Origin of the sequence: Streptomyces sp. NBC_00400, from assembly GCF_036048035.1 — a bacterium.
Lineage (GTDB): Bacteria > Actinomycetota > Actinomycetes > Streptomycetales > Streptomycetaceae > Streptomyces.
In genome coordinates, this window is record NZ_CP107940.1 from 212,383 (window position 1) to 228,396 (window position 16,014).

Here is a 16,014-nt window from a genome sequence, read left to right on the forward strand (position 1 = left end):
GCGGAAGGGCCCCGGCACGGCCATCCGGGGCGGGGCGGAACTGCACGCCGGATCGTGTGCACCTCTCACTCCGCACCCGCCGCGTGGGCGACGGGCGGGACGTGTGCACAAAGGTGTGCCGTGTGGGGCTGGTGTGCGGGATACGGGCCGCTATCCGGGCGACGGCCTCTCTTCGGCCGGCACCGGCAACGGCCCGCCGGCCAGGATGGCAGTGACGAGCTTCACAGTCAGCCGGTGCCATTCGCGGGCGCCGCGGAGCATGGTGTGGCCACCGCGCGGCATGGCGACCGTGTGGGCCCGGGCCCCCGACTGCCGGGCGCGGTCGGCGAAGAGCCGGGAGCCTTCGGCGTCGGTGATCCGGTCGCGGTTGTCGTGCAGCAGGACGACGGTCCGGTCGCGGAGATGGGAGACGGGCTCCCCGGGCGGGCACCACGGGGCGAGCGCGACGATGCCGCGGACCGCCGGGTGCCCGCCGGTGTGCAGGGCGGCCCTGCCGCCCATGGAGTGGCCGACGAGCACGACCGGCACGTCGGCGGCGAGCGCGGCCAGTTCGTCGAGCGCCCGGCGGGCGTCCTGGGCGGCGTCCGCCTGCGGGCCGTTCCAGCCGCGGCAGCGGTAGCGCACGGAGGCGAGCAGCAGTTTCCGCCCGTCCGGGGCCCGGGACATCGCGGAGCCGAAGGGACGCATCCGCAGTGCGGGGAGGTTGAGCCGCGGCGGCGGAGTGCGGCCGTCCGCCCGGCCGCCGTGCATCAGCAGCACCGCGGCCCGTGGCGGGTCCGGGTGGCGGTGGACGAGCAGCGGCCGGTGCGGGCTCCGGCGTCCGCCGTCGATGCCGCTGTCGTGGTGGGTGTCGCTGCTCCTGCCCCTTCCGGTGCCCCTCTCCATGCCCAGGCCATTGTCGTTGCCATGGGCGCCGCCCTTGCCATCGCCGTTGCCGTTGCCTGGCTCCGTGGGCCGTTCCGGTCCGGTGGTCATGGGCGGGTGTCCTCCGGGTGGGGGTGTCGGCGCGGTGGCAGTGGAAAGAAACCGCTGGTGCGGGCCGTGTAGGCAGCGTAACCGGGGCGGTCGGCCAGGTGGTTCTCCAGCAGTCGCTTACCACTGCCGTAGAGGAGCAGGTACGACATCACCAGTGGCGAGACCACGGCGACCGCGGCGCTCTGCGGGGTGCCGCAGGCCGACAGGAACAGCCCCCACCAGACGAGGAAGTCGCCGAAGTAGTTGGGGTGCCGGGTCCAGGCCCACAGGCCGCGGTCCATGAGGCGGCCCCGGTTGCCGGGGTTGGCTGTGAACCGGACAAGCTGGAAATCGCCGACGCTCTCCAAGACGAAGCCGGCCGCCCACACCACCCCGCCGGCAACGGCACTCGGCCCCAGCGGCACCGCAACGTACTGAGCCACCTGCACCGGGAGCGAGATCAGCCACACCAGCCCGCCCTGCAACAGGTACACCGTGCGCAGGGCGTAAGCGTCGCGGCTGCCGGGGGCCTTGGCCAGCAGCCGCTCATAGCGGGGGTCCTCGCCGTGCCCGCGCCCGCGCCGGGCGATATGGACGGACAGCCGCAGCCCCCACACCGCCGTGGCGACGGTGACCAGGAACCGCCGGCCGTCGTCCCCGTAACCGGCGGACAGGACGCACGTCGTCAGCGCCACCGCCGTGAACGCCGCGCCCCAGGCGATGTCCACCAGCCGGTGCACCCCCTTGGCCCGGGCGACGGCGAACGTGGTGAGCAGGACGGCGAACGCGGCACCGGCCGCCACGGCGAGGTTGACGGCAAAGGCCGCCCAGGGGAATCCGGTCATTGCCGCGCTTCCCGCGCGTACCAGTCGTGGGGTGTCGCCGGCATACCGGCCTCCCCGTCCGGTGTGGTGCGTACCGCGAGGATCTGGTCGACGCCCATACGGCGCTCGGTGAACGCCAGGCCGGCACCGGCCGGACAGAGCCGCCACACCCGGGCGGTCAGTTCCCCCGCCGGCGCGACGCACTCCTGCCGGCGGGTCTCCCGCGTGTACTGCCGGGCGGCGATGGTCCGTGCGTAGTGTTCCCGCAGCGACTCGGCCGAGCGCACCTCCAGCCCGCCGGCCTCCAGCAGGCCCACGGTCTCGCCCAGGTCGTAGTGGTGGCTGAGGGCGGCCCGGTCGCGGGCGGTGCTGTGCAGCGTGCCCCGCAGCGGTGCCTGCGGGACCCCGCGCGCGGGCGGGCGCGGGCCCAGGGCGCCGAGCCGCAGTGCGGTCAGGGCCATCCTGGCCAGTCGCCGGGGGCCGGGAGCGGTGGGAGCCGGGCCGATCTCCCGCACCGAACGCCACACTCTGCTCAGACCGTCGGTCAGGCCGCCCCCGACGTCCAGATCGCCGGCGAGGTACGCCTGCGCCAGGCCGAGTTCGCCGGGCCGCCACAGCAGACGGCGCACTGCGCGGGGTGAGCGCAGCACCACGACCGGCGCGGCCTTCGGCCCGGCTTCGCTGCCGTCCCAGGCGCGCAGCCGCACCGCCAGGTTCCCCGCGAAGTGGCCCGCGAGCAGTGCGGCGGGACGGGGCGCGACCCGCGTCATCGGGGGCCTCCGTTCCGCGCCGTGGTGGCGGCCTTGGTCAGGAGCAGCTGGCGTACGTCCAGGTAGCCGGCGCGGAATCCGGCCTCGCTGTAGGCCAGGTAGAACTCCCACATCCGGCAGAACACCCCGTCGAAGCCCAATGCGCCGACCGTGGCGGGCTGTTCGGTGAAGCGCTCGCGCCACAAGCGCAGCGTCTCGGCGTAGTGGCCGCCGAATCCGTCGTTCTGCTGGACCCGCAGGCCGGTGGGTGCGGCACACTCCTCGATAGCCTGGACGGAGGGGATGAGACCACCGGGGAAGATGTACTTGTGGATCCAGGTGTAGGTGGTGCGGGTGGCGAGCATCCGGTCGTGCGGCATGGTGATCGCCTGGAGCGCGATCCGGCCGCCGGGCGCCAGCAGGCGTTCCAAGGTCTCGAAGTAGACGGGCCAGTAGTCCTCGCCGACGGCCTCGATCATCTCCACGCTCACCACGGCGTCGTGGACCCCGGTCACCTGCCGGTAGTCACACAGTTCGACCGTGACCCGGTCCGCGTATCCGGCTTGCGCGATACGGGCCTGGGCGAGCGCGCGCTGCTCGTGCGACAGGGTCACGGTGACCACGCGGGCGCCACGGGCGGCGGCGCGCAGGGCCAGCTCTCCCCAGCCGGTGCCGATCTCCAGCAGGCGCGTGCCCTCGCCGACACCGGCCAGGTCCAGCAGCCGGTCGATCTTGCGGTGCTGGGCACCGGCCAGATCGCTCCATGCGGCGGGGCGCCGGGGGAAGAGGGCCGAGGAGTACGTCATGGTGCGGTCCAGGAAGAGCGCGAACAGGTCGTTGGACAGGTCGTAGTGACGGTGGATGTTCTCCCGTGCGCCCTCCGGTGTGTTGCGCTGTGCGCTCGGCCGTCGGTGCGCCCAGGCGCCGCGCAGCCGCTGCAGGGGACGGGGCACCAGCGAGGTGAGGTGGGAGGCGAGGACGGTCAGCGCGCCGACCAGCTCGTCCGTGTCCCACTCCCCCGCCATGTAGGACTCGCCGAAGCCGATCAGCCCGTCGGTACCGATCCGGCGGAAGAACGCGTCCGGGTCGTGTACCCGCAGCAGGGGCCCCTCGGCGCCCGTGGCGGGTGCGCCGCCGAGCGCGACCCGCAACGGCAGGGCGGTCAGGGCCCGTTGGAGGAGGTGCCGGGTCACAGCGGTACGGGCGGCCGAGCCGCGCGGACGGCGCGCCACATCCGGCCACCTGGCCGCGTCCACCCGCTCCCGGGCCGTGGTGGGTGCGGCGGCCGGGGCGAGGGCGGTACCTGCTTCGGTGCGGAACGGGACGGAAGTCTTCACTGCATACCTTCCTGGGTACGGTGGCGGGGGCGGGTCCGGACGGGCAGACCTCGCAGGAACAGGGCGATGCCGTGGCGGCGGATCCCGGCCGTGACCGCGGCCGTCGACCAGGGGTGGCGCAGCACGGTGGCCAGCAGGTGCCCCGGGGTCGCGGGCCGCCGGGTGCCGCGCACGGTCGCGGTGAACGGCCTGGTGTCACCACGCCGCAGCTGCACGGTCAGATCGAGCCGGCCGGCCGGTTCGGGCAGACGCATCCGGTAGGCGCCGTCGACCGGGAAGAACGGTGAGACATAGAAGTCCTTGGTGACGTCCGCCCGGCCCTGCGCGTCGGTGTGCAGCAGGTAGCAGTGGCGCTCGCCGTAGGTGTTGTGCACCTCGGCCACGACACAGACCTGTGCACCGCTCCGGTCGTGGCACCAGTACAGGGTCAGCGGATTGAAGACATGGCCCAGGACCCTGGCGTGCGCGAGCATCAGCACCCGTCCGCCGTCGAGGTGCACCCCACGGCTCGTCAGGAACCGTTCCAGACCGGCCCGGAGGGACGGTGCGGTGCCGGCGAAATGATCCCGGGGGTCGAACCGGGCCAGCGGGCGCAGGGCGGGCGGAAGCCGCGGCGGGCGGTCGAGGTCGACCAGCCAGAGGTAGGTGCGGTGGCGCAGGGAGTGGTGCACCGGGGCCGTGCGGGCGTGGGAGACCACGCACTCGTAGAGCGCGGGCGTGCGGACGCCGGTGGCGGGGGCGGTGGCCGGGACGGCCGTGCGGGGTGTCACCAGCGCACTCCCAGGGCCTGCGCGGCCTGCACCCCGGAGCGGCAGCCGTCCTCGTGGAAGCCCCAGCCGTGGTAAGCGCCCGCGAAGGCGGTGACCGCCGTGTTCAGCCGCGGCAGGCTCTGCTGGGCGGCGACCGACTCGGGTGTGTAGAGGGGGTGTTCGTAGACCATGCGCGCCAGGACCCGGTCCGCGGCGACCCGGTCGGTGGCGTTGAGGGTGACGAGGAAGTCGTCCGGGGTGTCCAGCCGCTGCAGACGGTTCATGTGGTAGCTGACCTGCACCTTGTCCGCGGGGGTGGTGCAGGAGGCCATCAGGTAGTTCCAGGAGGCCCGGGCCCCGCGTGCGCGGGGCAGCAGCGAGGTGTCGCCGTGCAGCAGGGTGGTGTTGCGCGAGTAGGAGAACGCGCCCAGGACCCGCCGTTCGTCGTCGGTGGGGTCGGCGAGCATCCGCAGGGCCTGGTCGGGGTGGACGGCCACCACCACCGCGTCGTACGCGCACTCCGTGCCGTCCTCGGTCACGACCCCGGCCCGGTCGTGCCCGCGGTGCACCGTCCGCACGGGGGTGCCGGTGCGGACCGCCGTGAGCTGCTTGGCGACCCGGCCGACGTACTCCACCGAGCCGCCGGTCACCGTTTTCCACTGCGGGGAGCCGCCGACGGACAGCAGCCCGTGGTGTTCGAGAAAACGGAACAGGTAGACGGCCGGGTACTGCATGGCGGTGGTGGGGGCGCAGGACCACACCGCGGAGACCAGCGGAGTGACGAAGTGGGTGGTGAAATACCGCGAGAAGCCGCAGTTGCCGAGGAATCCGCCGAGGGTCAGCGTGTCCCCGCGCTCCGCGGCGAGCGTGGTGCGCGCCGCGCGGTGGAAGGCCCGGATCTCGGTCAGCATCCGCAGATAGCGCCCGCGCAGGGCGCTGCGCGGCTGGGCGAACAGCCCGGCGGGACCGCGGGCGCCGGCGTACTCCAGGCCGCAGCCCTCGCACCGTACGGACATGCTCATCTCGGAGTCCTGGGTGGCCACCCCGAGTTCGCCGAACAGCCGCAGCAGCAGCGGGTAGGTGCGTTCGTTGTGGACGATGAAGCCGGTGTCGACGCGTACCACCCGGCCGTCCGACGAGGCCGTGTCGTGGGTGTGGGCGTGACCGCCGAGACGGTCGTCCGCCTCGTACAGCGACACCTCGCATCCGCCCTGCTGCAGCACATACGCGGCGGTGAGTCCCGCCACCCCGCCGCCCACCACAGCTATCCGTCGGCGCTCCACAGCAGATGCCTCCTCATGTCGGGGCGGGCCGCGTCCGGGGTGCGGCGGCCCGCTCACTGAGGATTCGGTGCCGGGGGCGGGGCGGATTGGTCTCGATGTTCCGGGCCACCGCGACGGGTGGACGGACACCGGCGGCCGGCCCAGGAACGGCCGGCCGCCGGTGTCACCCGTCGTGAAACGTCAGCTCATACCCGCAGCAGCCCCAGCGGCGGGCTGGTGGGGCTGCTGGAGCCGCCCGGGGGTTCGGCCGTGACGCCGACGCCGTCCGCGCCCTGCGGTCCGCCGGTCAGCAGCATCGTGCCCGAGGAGCGGCCGGGCTCGACGAGTCCGGCGGGCACCATCGTGCCGTTGCGGCTGTACCAGAGTTCGTACACGCGCTGATCCGGCAGTGCCGGCAGGCCGTGGTAGAGGAAGGCGGTCCGTCCCATCCGCCGGGAGGCCACCACGGTCCCGCTGCCCCCGCCCTTGAAGGCCGTGGTGTGGAAGGTGGCGTCCGGCGCGGTCATCAGGGCACTGACCTCGGCTGCCTGCGCCTCGGCGCGGGCGGTCCGGTCCCGCTGCTGGTCGGCGTCGTAGCGGGCGTTGACGGCCAGTCCGCCGGCGACCGCGGCGACGGCCAGGCAGGCGGCGGCCGCGAGGTAGGGCAGGCGGCGGCGTGCGCGGCGGCGCAGCGGGACCACCGTGGCCTCGCGCTGTACGGGGGGAAGCTGCCGGACCTCGGGAAGGGCCGCCATCACCCGCATCCGGAGATCCGCCGGGGGCACCTCGGCGACCGCCAGCGCGAGCCGGGCGGCGGTCTCCTGCAGCTCCCGCACCTCCCGGGCGCAGGCCTCGCACTGGGCGAGGTGGCGGGCGAACTCCGCGGCCTCCTGTCCGGACAGCGCGCCCAGGGCGTAAGCACCGGTGAGCGTGTGCAGATCGACGGTGTTCATGCCGACACCCCCAGGCAGTCGCGGAGCCGGATCAGTCCGTCGCGCAGCCGTGTCTTGACCGTGCCCAGCGCCGTGCCCAGCAGGTCGGCGGTCTCCCGGTAGGTGTACCCGCGGTAGTAGGCGAGCGTCACCGACTCCCGCTGGAGTTCGGTGAGCTGCCCCAGGCAGCGGCGCACCTGCTCACGCTCCAGCCGCCGCTCGACCTGTTCGCTGACCTCGTCGAAGGCCGCGGTGTAGCCGTGCACTCCGGCCCGGTGGTCGCGGTCGGCCGCCGCCTGGGCCGAGCGCACCCGGTCCACCGCGCGCCGGTGGGTCAGGGTCATGATCCAGGCCATGGCGCTGCCCTGCCGCGCGTCATAGCGGGCCGCGGACCGCCACACCTCGATCAGCACCTCCTGTGCCACCTCCTCGGACTGGGCGGGGTCCCGTACCACCCGGCGCACCAGACCCAGCACGGAGCCGGCAACTGCTGTGTACAGACTCTCGAATGCTTGCTGGTCACCGCGGGAGACGCGGTCGAGCAGTGCTTCCAGGGCACCGAAATGCGGCGCTGAGGATCGGTCGCCGCGGGCTGCGACGGGCATGGACACCTCCGGACGGTGACAGGGTCACCGGTGATTCGGCGCCGGGCGGCACCCGGATTGGTCGGAAAGGATTCTGGCCTACGCCGCGGCGGGCACCGCGGGCGGGCCCGGCCGCCACGGCACCGGTCCGTCACCGTGCGGTCCTGCGGTCCTTTGCTTCGTGTGCTCCTGCGCTTCCTGTGCTCCTGACCGGTGGTCAAAGCGGCCAGGAGGCGGAGGCATCGACCGGCCCACCGGTTTCCCGCGCGTCGGACACCGCCTCCCGGCCCCTTGCTGCGGAAGGATCACCGTCGGGCTCATCGAGGCACAGGGAGGTCCGGCGTGCGGGACGCGGATGCCGTCATCGTCGGCGCGGGAGCGGCCGGGCTGTCGCTCGCCTACCGGCTGTGCGCACCGGCGGCGGGCAACCGGGAGCCAAGGGTGCTGCTCATCGACGCCCCCCACGGGCCGCTCACCCCGCAGGAACGGACCTGGTGTTACTGGGAAGCGCCGGGCGGCGCCTTCGACTCCGTGCTGACCGCTTCGTGGGAGCGGCTTCGGGTGCACGGCCCCGACGGGGCGGCGACGGTAGGACGGCCCGCGCCCTTCCGGTACAAGATGCTGCGCTCACCCGACTTCGAGGCCTTCGTCGGCGCCCGCCTGGCCGGCCGGAGCGGCGTCGTCCGGGTCACCGCGACGGTGGAGTCCGTACGTGACGCCGCCGGCGGCGCGGAGGTACGGGGGCGCGACGAGGCCGGACGCCCGGTGGTCTTCCGGGCGCGCTGGGCCTTCGACTCCCGGCCGAGCGTCCGGCTCCCACCGGCCCGCACCACTCTCCAGCAGCACTTCCGGGGCTGGTTCGTCCGCACCGGACGGCCGGCGTTCGATCCCGCGATCGCGGATCTGATGGACTTCCGCACCCCGCAGCCCGCTCATGGCCTGTCCTTCGGGTACGTCCTGCCGCTGAGCGAGCGCACCGCGCTGGTGGAGTACACCGAGTTCTCCCGCCGGATCCTGCACACCGCCGCCTACGAGCGGGCGTTGCGCCGGTACACCGCGCAGGTGCTGCGGCTGGACGGGTTCCGGGTGACCGCCGTCGAGCAGGGCGTGATCCCGATGACCGACGGCCGGTTTCCGCGGCGGGCGGGCCGCTCGGTGTTCCGCATCGGCACCGCGGGCGGCGCCACCCGCGCGTCGACCGGATACACCTTCGCCGCCGTACAACGGCAGTCCGCGCATCTCGCGGCCGCCCTCCTGGCGGGCCGGCCGCCGCTCCCGCCGCCCGCGCACACGGCCTGGCACCGGGCGATGGACGCCGTGCTGCTGCGTGCACTGGACCGCGGCCGGGTGGACGGCGCCGAGTTCTTCACCGGGCTGTTCCGCGAGGTGCCGATGGAGCGGCTGCTGCGGTTTCTCGACGGCCGCTCCCGCCTGTGGGAGGACGTCACCATCGGCCTGCACACCCCGGTGCTGCCCATGCTCCGCACCGTCGCCGAACTGCCGCTGCTGCCCCGTACGGGCCATGGTGCGGTGAAGGGGCCCGTCGCACGTCCCCGGAGACCGGAGGAGAGCCGGCCATGACACTGCCGCACGAGGGCGAACCGGCCACGGGATGCGCCCTGCCGGAGAGAACGTGATCTGCGGACGTGCGCGGGGCGGGGCCGCGCGGCACGGACGCGACCGCCGGGCGCAACGGGTGCCGGGGCCGCCGGGGCGGGAGCGGGCCGCGCCCGGCGGCCCCGGTGTGGCGGTGGTCGGCGGCGGGATCGCGGGCCTCGCCGCCGCGACCGCGCTGGCCGAGCGGGGGGTGCGGGTGACGCTGTACGAACGCGAAGCGGACCTGGGCGGCCGGCTGGCGGGCCGGCCCGTGCGGCTCGCCGACGGCTCGACGGCGACCATGAGCCGGGGATTCCATGCCTTCTTCCCGCAGTACTACAACCTGCGGGGGCTGCTGCGCCGGGCCGACCCGGGGCTGGACATGCTCCGACGGCTGCCCGACTACCCGCTGCGCCACCGTGCGGGATGGCAGGACAGCTTTGCGCGGGTGCCCCGGACACCGCCGTGGAGCGCACTGGGATTTGTGGCGCTCAGTCCCACGTTCACCTGGCGGGATCTGGCGCGGATGCGTCCGGGTGCGGCCCTGCCGCTGCTCGACGTACGGGTGCCGCAGGTCTACGAGCGGCTGGACGGCATCAGCGCCCAGGACTTCCTCTCCCGTATCCGCTTCCCCGAGGCCGCGCGGCATCTCGCCTTCGAGGTGTTCTCCCGGAGTTTCTTCGCCGACCCACGGGAACTGTCCGCCGCGGAACTGGTGTTGATGTTCCACATCTACTTTCTCGGCTCCAGCGAGGGGCTGCTCTTCGACGTGCCCGCCGAGCCCTTCCCGCAGGCGTTGTGGCACCCCCTCGGCCGGTATCTGACGGGGCACGGGGTGCGGCTGTGCACGGACACGGCGGTGACCCGGGTCGGGCCGGCGGCGGGCGGCGGGGTGCAGGTCGTCGCGCGGGGCGAGGCGCGCCGGTTCGACGCGGTGGTGCTGGCGCTGGACCCCGGCGGGCTGCGGAAACTCGTCGCCGCTTCGGACGGGTTGGCGGACGCCGCGTGGCGGGCGCGGATCGGGCGGCTGCGGACCGCGCCGCCCTTCCTGGTGTCGCGGCTGTGGCTGGAGCGGCAGGTGCGCGCCGACCGGCCCGGTTTCCTCGGCACCAGCGGCTACGGGTCCCTGGACAACGTCAGTGTGCTGGAGCGCTGGGAGGGGGAGGCGGCCCGCTGGTCGGCCCGCACCGGCGGCTCGGTGCTGGAACTGCATGCCTACGCCGTCGCCCCGGAAGCGGACCGGGCGGGCGAACAGCGTCGTCTGGTGGAGCAGTTGTACGCCGTCTACCCGGAGACCCGCGGTGTCCGGATCGTCGACCGGCGGCACGAGTGGCGCGCGGACTGCCCGCTGTTCCCGGTGGGCGGCTTCGGCGACCGGCCGACCGTGCACACGCCCGACCCCCGGGTGGTGGTCGCGGGCGATGCGGTGCGCACCCCGTTCCCGGTGGCGCTGATGGAGCGCGCGGCGACGACCGGGTTCCTCGCGGCCAATGCCCTGCTGAGGCGCTGGGGTGTACGCGGACAGACCCTGTGGACCGTGCCGGACAGGGGGCGCTCCGCGGCACTGCGGTGGGCGGCGGCGCGGTGGGCGGAGCGGTGAACGGGGTGCTCCCGGTCCGTCGAGGTGGCGGGTCCTGGGGCCGGTCTGCAAAGTCCCGCGAGGCAGACGGACTTTGCAGACCGGCCCCCGGGGCCGCCGGCCGGTGTCAGCCCGGGAGGCGTCCGCTGCTGCGCAGTTCCCAGCGGCGCTCGGCGTAGGCCAGGTCGTCGCGCCACAGCCGTCGCGAGCCGGCGCGCAGCAGCGGGCGCAGGGCGGGCGCGGCCGCGCGCGCGAGGGCGAATCCGGGGCGCCGGGACGTGGCGACGATCGCCTCGGTGACCGCGGTGCGCGGCCGCCCCCGGTCGTCCGGGCCCAGCGGGGTGGCGTGGGTCTCCACCACGGAGCCCCGGCCCTCGCCGGCCACGATCTGCATCACCACCGTGCGCGGCTCGGGGGCGGTGAAGTGGGCCGTGACCGGCGCCACGGCGCGCCCGGCGACCTTGAAGGAGACCTCGACGGCGATGCCGTCCGCCCCCTCCCCGCCGCTGTCCGAGAGGGTGCCGGCCACGGTGAGGTCGACGAAGGAGTAGGGGTGGAACCAGGCGCCGTGCCAGGGGTCGAGACGGTTGGCGATCACATCCTCGGGATCGCATCGGCCGGTGACGGTGTGCACCGCGGTGACGGCACCCGCTGTCCTCGGCCGGGCGGGCAGGACCGGCTCGGGCAGCGGCTGCTCGCCGCCGGCCTCGTCGAGACGTACCCAGGCCAGCAGCCCGTCGTCGTACGCGGGGAACGGCTCCCAGCCCGCGAACGGGGCGCCGTCCAGGGCGAGTCCGTGCCAACGGCAGCGAAGGATGCCACAGTGCACGGGGCTTCGGTCCAGCGGCGCGCCGAGGTGCGGACAGGCCCCTGGCCCTGCCATCAGCCGGCCGGCCGGGTCGCGCCAGGCGACGACCTCGACACCGGCGACGGTACGGCCGAAGGCCCGGTGGACGCCGATGCCGCCGCTCGCGCCGAGGACGAACCAGTTGCCGGACGGGCGGGCGAGGGCGGCCTTGACGGCGTCGGCGATACGCGCGGGGTGCGCGTCGCGCCAGGTGGGACGCTGCGCTTCCCACGGCACGGGCCGCGGCCGCAGCCGGAGCGGGAACCGCGGAGGCCTGCGGGCCGGTCGGGTCATGAGGTCTCCTCCTGCGGGCGGTGTGGCACCCCGGCACGTCGCACGGCGGGGCGGCGGGCGGCGATGCGGGCGGCGGCGACCCGGGCCAGACCGCCGGACGCGGTGGCCGCGCGGCGGCTGCGGGAGACCACCGAGCGGCGGTGCAGCACGGCGTACCCGTCGTCGCGCACGGCATCGAGGATGGCGCGGTAGAGGACGAACGCAGTGCGGATACACGGGCGCGACACCGGGTCGAGCAGGGCGAGGCCGGGTTCCGCCTCGCGGTAGACGCCGCGGGTGAGCTCGGCGGCCGCCGTCATGGCCGCGGTGATCCGCGGGTCGCGGTGGCCGGTGTCACGGCTCCACCGCAGCAGTGCGCGGTCGACGCCGTGCGCCGCCAGCAGGTCAGCGGGCAGATAGATCCGGCCCCGGTCGAGGTCTTCGCCGACGTCGCGCAGGAAGTTGGTGAGCTGGAAGGCGACGCCCAGGGCGGCGGCGTGCGGTGCGGCTTCCTCCTGCGGCACGACCGTGCCGAGCACCGGCAACATCTCCAGCCCCATCACCGCGGCCGAGCCGTGCACATAGCGCCGCAGGTCCGCGTATGTCGGGTAGTCCGTCACGGTCAGATCGCTGCGCATCGATGCCATGAAGTCCGTGAAGTGCCGGTGGTCGATGCCGTACACGGCAGCGGTGTGCGCGAGCGCGCGCACCACCGGTTCCGTGGTCTCTCCCCCGCGCAGGGCCTCCTCCAGGCAGCGCTGGAGGGCGCCGAGCGCCCGTGCGCAGTCGGCGGTGGAGCGGCCTGCTCCGGGTTCATCGACCAGGTCGTCGGCCCGCCGGGCGAAGCCGTACAGGGCGTGGACGGCCGGCCGCCGTTCCACGGGCAGCAGCCGGGTGGCGAGGAAGTAGGTCTTGCCGTGCCGGGCGTTGAGCCGACGGCAGTGGGCGTAGGCGTCGCGCAGAAGGGGGTCGGTGATGCCTGCGGCGTCCAGCTCGCGAGCGGTCATGCCGGGATGCCTCTCGGGGTGGGGCGGTGCGTGCCTGCGGGGGAACGGCCGGGCCGCGGGCCGGTGATCCGGGCCGCGGCGAGCTTGCCGGAGATCAGGACGGTGGGCACGCCGACGCCCGGGGTGGTGCCGCAGCCCGCCAGCACGGCGTTCTCGGTGCCGCGCACGAGGTTGCGGGGGCGGAAGGGGCCGGTCTGCGCCAGGGTGTGGGCGGCGGAGAAGGGTGTTCCGGCGGCGAGCCCCTGGGCGGCCCAGTCGGCGGGGGTGACCAGGTGGTGTACCTCGGTGGCGGCGCCGATGCCGGTGAGTCCCCGGCGCTCCAGAACGGAGAGCAGGCTGTCGCGGTACCGGGGGGCCAGGTCGTGCCAGTCCCCGGCGCCGGGGCCGGTCTCGGTGTTGGGGCAGGGCGCCAGGATGTAGTGCAAGTGGCGCCCTGGCGGGGCCAGTTGGGGATCGGTGGCAGTGGGGCGGCTGAGGAGCAGCGAGGGGTCGCTCATCAGCCGGCCGGTGCGGGTGAGTTCGTCGAAGGTCCGCTCCCACGCGGCGCCGAAGAAGAGCGTGTGGTGTGCCAGCCGCGGCCAGGTCCGGTCGGTACCGGCGTGCAGGACCACCGCAGAGGGCGCGTGGCGCAGGCGGAGCGGACGGCGGGGGCGCCGGCCGAGCAGCCGGTGGACGACCGGGAGGTCGGGGGTGAGGACCACCGCGTCACAGGGGATGCGCTCGTGCTCGGTGAGCACGGCCGTGATCCGGTCACCGCTGCGTTCCAGCCGCGTGACCGGGTGGCCGTAGCGGAAGGCGGCACCGGCGTCGGCGGCCGCGTCCGCCATGGCACGGGGAAGGGCGTGCATCCCGCCGCGGGGGAAGTACACCCCGCTGACCGTGTCCATATAGGCGATGACGGCGTAGGCGGCCAGGGCGCGTGCGGGCGGCACGCCCGCGTACAGCGCCTGGAAGGAGAAGACCCGGCGCAGCCGCGGGTCCGGCAGGAAGCGGCCGATGCGGTCGTCGAGCCGGCCGAAGCCGCCGAGCGCGGCGAGGCGGACCAGGTCCGGGTGCAGCAGCTGCAGTGGCGAGTCGAAGTTGGCGTCGATGAAGCGGTGCCGCTGGACGGCGTACAGCTGCTGGAGCCAGTGCCGCAGCCGTCGGTAGCCGTGGGCCGCCGCGGGACCGGCGAACCGTTCGACCTCCGCTTCCATGGCCTGCGGGTCCGTGTGCACGTCCAGCTCGCTGCCGTCGGCGAACCGGGCGCGGTACGCGGGGTGCAGGGCCCGCAGTTCCATCCGGCCGGTGAGGCGTTCGCCGACCGCGGCGAACGCCTCGTCGATGAGGTCCGGCATGGTCAGCACGGTCGGCCCGGTGTCGATGCGGTAGCCGTGGCGCTCGATCCGGCCGGCCCGGCCGCCGGGCAGCGCCTCGCGCTCGACGACCGTCACCCGCCGGCCGGCGCCGAGCAGATGCAGCGTGGCGGACAGCCCGGAGAGACCGGCACCGACCACCACGACGTGGTCGGTGGGGCCCTTGACGGTCCTCATGCACTGCCTCCTTCGGCTGAACTGCCCCCTTCGGCCCAGTCGTCCAGCACCGCGGCCAGGCGGGCGCTGAAGTACGCGGGGTCGGTCAGCGACGGTTCGTCGGAGCGCGCTCCCCGGCCGGGCAGCGCCACGGAACACGGCTCGATCCAGGACGGCAGCAACGGCACCCACCGCAGATAGCAGTCCGGACCGGCCCCGGCGGGCGGCACACCGTACAGACGCAGCGCCGCCTGCGGACGGGCGTCGAGCACCACGCGCTGCGGCACCGCCGATGCCGCGACCGTCACCGACGTCGACCCTTCCGTGAAACCGACACCCATGACATACGCCCTTCACCTCGCGCTCCACTGGTCCGGGCGCCGCCCGTGCCGCGTAAAGCGCCCCGAACGGGGCGGCGTTCCGCCGTGGCGTCGGGGCCGTCCCGGCACCACGGCCGACCGGCCGGCGGACCCGGGGGCCGCCTGGCCGGGCACACGACCGATGCCCACGCCGACCCTGCACTCCCCCGCCCCGGCACTCCACACACCACGCACGGCGCCGCTCCCCTCTGACACCAACGGCGGCAGCCACCGATGCCGCCGGGCGAGTCCGCCGCGCGCCTTTGCCCCGCACTGATCCGGTGCCGCTCGGCGGCCTGCCGGGGTGCGCGCCTGGGCCATGGCCGGGACTGGCCACACCTCTATCGCTATGACCCATCACTAGCGTTATAGTCTCTAACAGAAGCGAGATGGCGGAGCGAAGCTCCTCTCGCCTCCCAGCTCCTGGCTCCACGGTCATCAGCCCCTCAGCCACCGGCCACCGGCCCATAGAGAAGGAATCACCATGTCTGCCGCAGAACGCCTCCTCCATGCAGTCCTGGGCGCCGGGCCCGCCGGTACCGCGCTCGCCGGCGAACTCGTCCGCCGCGGTCACGCCGTACGCCTGGTCAGCCGCTCGGCTCCGGACAACCCTGCCGAGGGCATCGAGCGATGCGCCGCCGATGTGAGCACGCCCGAGGGGGCGCTGGCCGCCATCGAGGGCGCCGCCGTCGTGTACCACTGCGTGAATGTCGACTATCACCGCCAGATCGAGGTGATGCCGCAGGTCCAGCGCGCGGTGCTGGCCGCTGTCGAGACCACGGGCGCCCGCCTGGTCGTCCTGGACACGCTGTACCCGTACGGCCCGACGCACGGCGAGGTGATGACGGAGGACACTCCGTGGCGGGCGACCAGTCGCAAGGGGCGGATGCGGGCCGAGCTGGACGAGCGTTATCTCGCCGCCCACCGGGCGGGCCGCGCCCGGGTCGTCCTCGGGCGGTCGGCGGACTTCGTCGGCCCCGGTGTGCTCAACTCCACGCTCGGCGGAGCGGTCTTCCCCGGCGCGCTGACCGGAGGGGAAGTCCTCGGCATGGGCGATATCGACCTGCCGCACAGCTACACGGACATCCGCGATGTGGCGGCCGGCCTCGCCACCCTCGGCGAGCACCCGGAAGGCGACGGCAGGGTCTGGCATCTGCCCACCGCGCCCGCCGCCACCACCCGCGAGATCCACTCGATGATCGAGGAGCGGGTGGGCCGCCCGCTGCGGCGCGTGGTCCTTCCCGAGCCGCGCCCCTTCGGGCCGTTCGATGCGGCCTTCATGGACGAGTACGCGGAGATGTTCTACCAGCACACCGAGCCACAGATCGTGGACTCCGCGGCCTTCACGCGGACCTTCGGCGTCCACCCGACGCCGCTGGGTGCCACCCTCGACGCCACCGTCGACTGGTACCGCACGCTGACGTCCGGCGCCCGGAGCTGACCCGGCCGCG

15 protein-coding genes are annotated in these 16,014 nt (G+C 74.2%); 3 read left to right on the plus strand and 12 right to left on the minus strand.

Annotated features, from left to right (window positions below; genetic code table 11):
• Positions 1-150: 150 nt before the first annotated feature.
• From OHS81_RS00965 to sigK, 8 genes are all read right to left on the minus strand, one after another.
• Entirely contained in the window at positions 151-975 is an 825-nt protein-coding gene (locus OHS81_RS00965; RefSeq protein ID WP_328381506.1) for an alpha/beta fold hydrolase, read from the minus strand.
• Positions 972-1,799 carry a DUF1295 domain-containing protein gene (locus tag OHS81_RS00970; RefSeq protein ID WP_328381508.1) on the minus strand — a complete coding sequence of 276 codons (828 nt, stop codon included), beginning with the start codon at positions 1,797-1,799 and terminating at the stop codon, positions 972-974. Before OHS81_RS00970 ends, OHS81_RS00965 begins: the two co-directional genes overlap by 4 nt.
• Entirely contained in the window at positions 1,796-2,548 is a 753-nt protein-coding gene (locus tag OHS81_RS00975) for a hypothetical protein (protein WP_328381509.1), read from the minus strand. The genes OHS81_RS00970 and OHS81_RS00975 overlap by 4 nt, the downstream gene beginning before the upstream one ends.
• Positions 2,545-3,864, minus strand: coding sequence for a class I SAM-dependent methyltransferase (locus OHS81_RS00980; RefSeq protein WP_443058632.1), 1,320 nt, complete (start codon positions 3,862-3,864; stop codon positions 2,545-2,547). The genes OHS81_RS00975 and OHS81_RS00980 overlap by 4 nt, the downstream gene beginning before the upstream one ends.
• Positions 3,861-4,634: a DUF1365 domain-containing protein gene (locus OHS81_RS00985; RefSeq protein WP_328381511.1), complete on the minus strand. Its 774-nt coding sequence runs from the start codon at positions 4,632-4,634 to the stop codon at positions 3,861-3,863. The genes OHS81_RS00980 and OHS81_RS00985 overlap by 4 nt, the downstream gene beginning before the upstream one ends.
• Positions 4,631-5,896, minus strand: a complete 1,266-nt coding sequence (locus OHS81_RS00990) for an NAD(P)/FAD-dependent oxidoreductase (protein WP_328381513.1) — start codon at positions 5,894-5,896, stop codon at positions 4,631-4,633. The genes OHS81_RS00985 and OHS81_RS00990 overlap by 4 nt, the downstream gene beginning before the upstream one ends.
• Positions 5,897-6,081: 185 nt before the next feature.
• On the minus strand, positions 6,082-6,828 hold the full coding sequence (locus OHS81_RS00995) for an anti-sigma factor (RefSeq protein ID WP_328381515.1): 747 nt from the start codon (positions 6,826-6,828) through the stop codon (positions 6,082-6,084).
• Positions 6,825-7,412, minus strand: coding sequence for an ECF RNA polymerase sigma factor SigK (gene sigK / locus OHS81_RS01000; RefSeq protein ID WP_328381516.1), 588 nt, complete (start codon positions 7,410-7,412; stop codon positions 6,825-6,827). Before sigK ends, OHS81_RS00995 begins: the two co-directional genes overlap by 4 nt.
• 321 nt (positions 7,413-7,733) lie before the next feature.
• Here sigK and OHS81_RS01005 point away from each other — a divergent pair, with 321 nt between their 5' ends.
• Both OHS81_RS01005 and OHS81_RS01010 read left to right on the plus strand, forming a co-directional pair.
• Positions 7,734-8,972 (plus strand): lycopene cyclase family protein, encoded by a 1,239-nt coding sequence (locus OHS81_RS01005; protein WP_328381518.1) that lies wholly within the window; start codon positions 7,734-7,736, stop codon positions 8,970-8,972.
• Positions 8,973-9,003: 31 nt separating this feature from the next.
• Positions 9,004-10,587: an FAD-dependent oxidoreductase gene (locus tag OHS81_RS01010; protein ID WP_443058633.1), complete on the plus strand. Its 1,584-nt coding sequence runs from the start codon at positions 9,004-9,006 to the stop codon at positions 10,585-10,587.
• 106 nt (positions 10,588-10,693) lie between these two features.
• On the opposite strand, the gene OHS81_RS01015 is transcribed toward OHS81_RS01010, so the two are convergent.
• The 4 genes from OHS81_RS01015 to OHS81_RS01030 are packed head-to-tail and all read right to left on the minus strand — an operon-like array spanning position 10,694 to position 14,545.
• Positions 10,694-11,707 (minus strand): DUF5914 domain-containing protein, encoded by a 1,014-nt coding sequence (locus OHS81_RS01015; RefSeq protein WP_328381520.1) that lies wholly within the window; start codon positions 11,705-11,707, stop codon positions 10,694-10,696.
• Positions 11,704-12,693, minus strand: coding sequence for a phytoene/squalene synthase family protein (locus tag OHS81_RS01020; protein ID WP_328381522.1), 990 nt, complete (start codon positions 12,691-12,693; stop codon positions 11,704-11,706). The genes OHS81_RS01015 and OHS81_RS01020 overlap by 4 nt, the downstream gene beginning before the upstream one ends.
• The gene (crtI, locus tag OHS81_RS01025; protein ID WP_328381524.1) at positions 12,690-14,225 is read right to left on the minus strand and encodes a phytoene desaturase family protein; all 1,536 of its coding nucleotides are present in this window, start codon (positions 14,223-14,225) and stop codon (positions 12,690-12,692) included. The genes OHS81_RS01020 and crtI overlap by 4 nt, the downstream gene beginning before the upstream one ends.
• The gene (locus tag OHS81_RS01030; RefSeq protein ID WP_328381526.1) at positions 14,222-14,545 is read right to left on the minus strand and encodes a hypothetical protein; all 324 of its coding nucleotides are present in this window, start codon (positions 14,543-14,545) and stop codon (positions 14,222-14,224) included. The genes crtI and OHS81_RS01030 overlap by 4 nt, the downstream gene beginning before the upstream one ends.
• 502 nt (positions 14,546-15,047) lie before the next feature.
• Between OHS81_RS01030 and OHS81_RS01035 the strand changes: the two genes are divergently transcribed.
• Entirely contained in the window at positions 15,048-16,004 is a 957-nt protein-coding gene (locus tag OHS81_RS01035; RefSeq protein WP_328381527.1) for an NAD-dependent epimerase/dehydratase family protein, read from the plus strand.
• Positions 16,005-16,014: the final 10 nt, after the last annotated feature.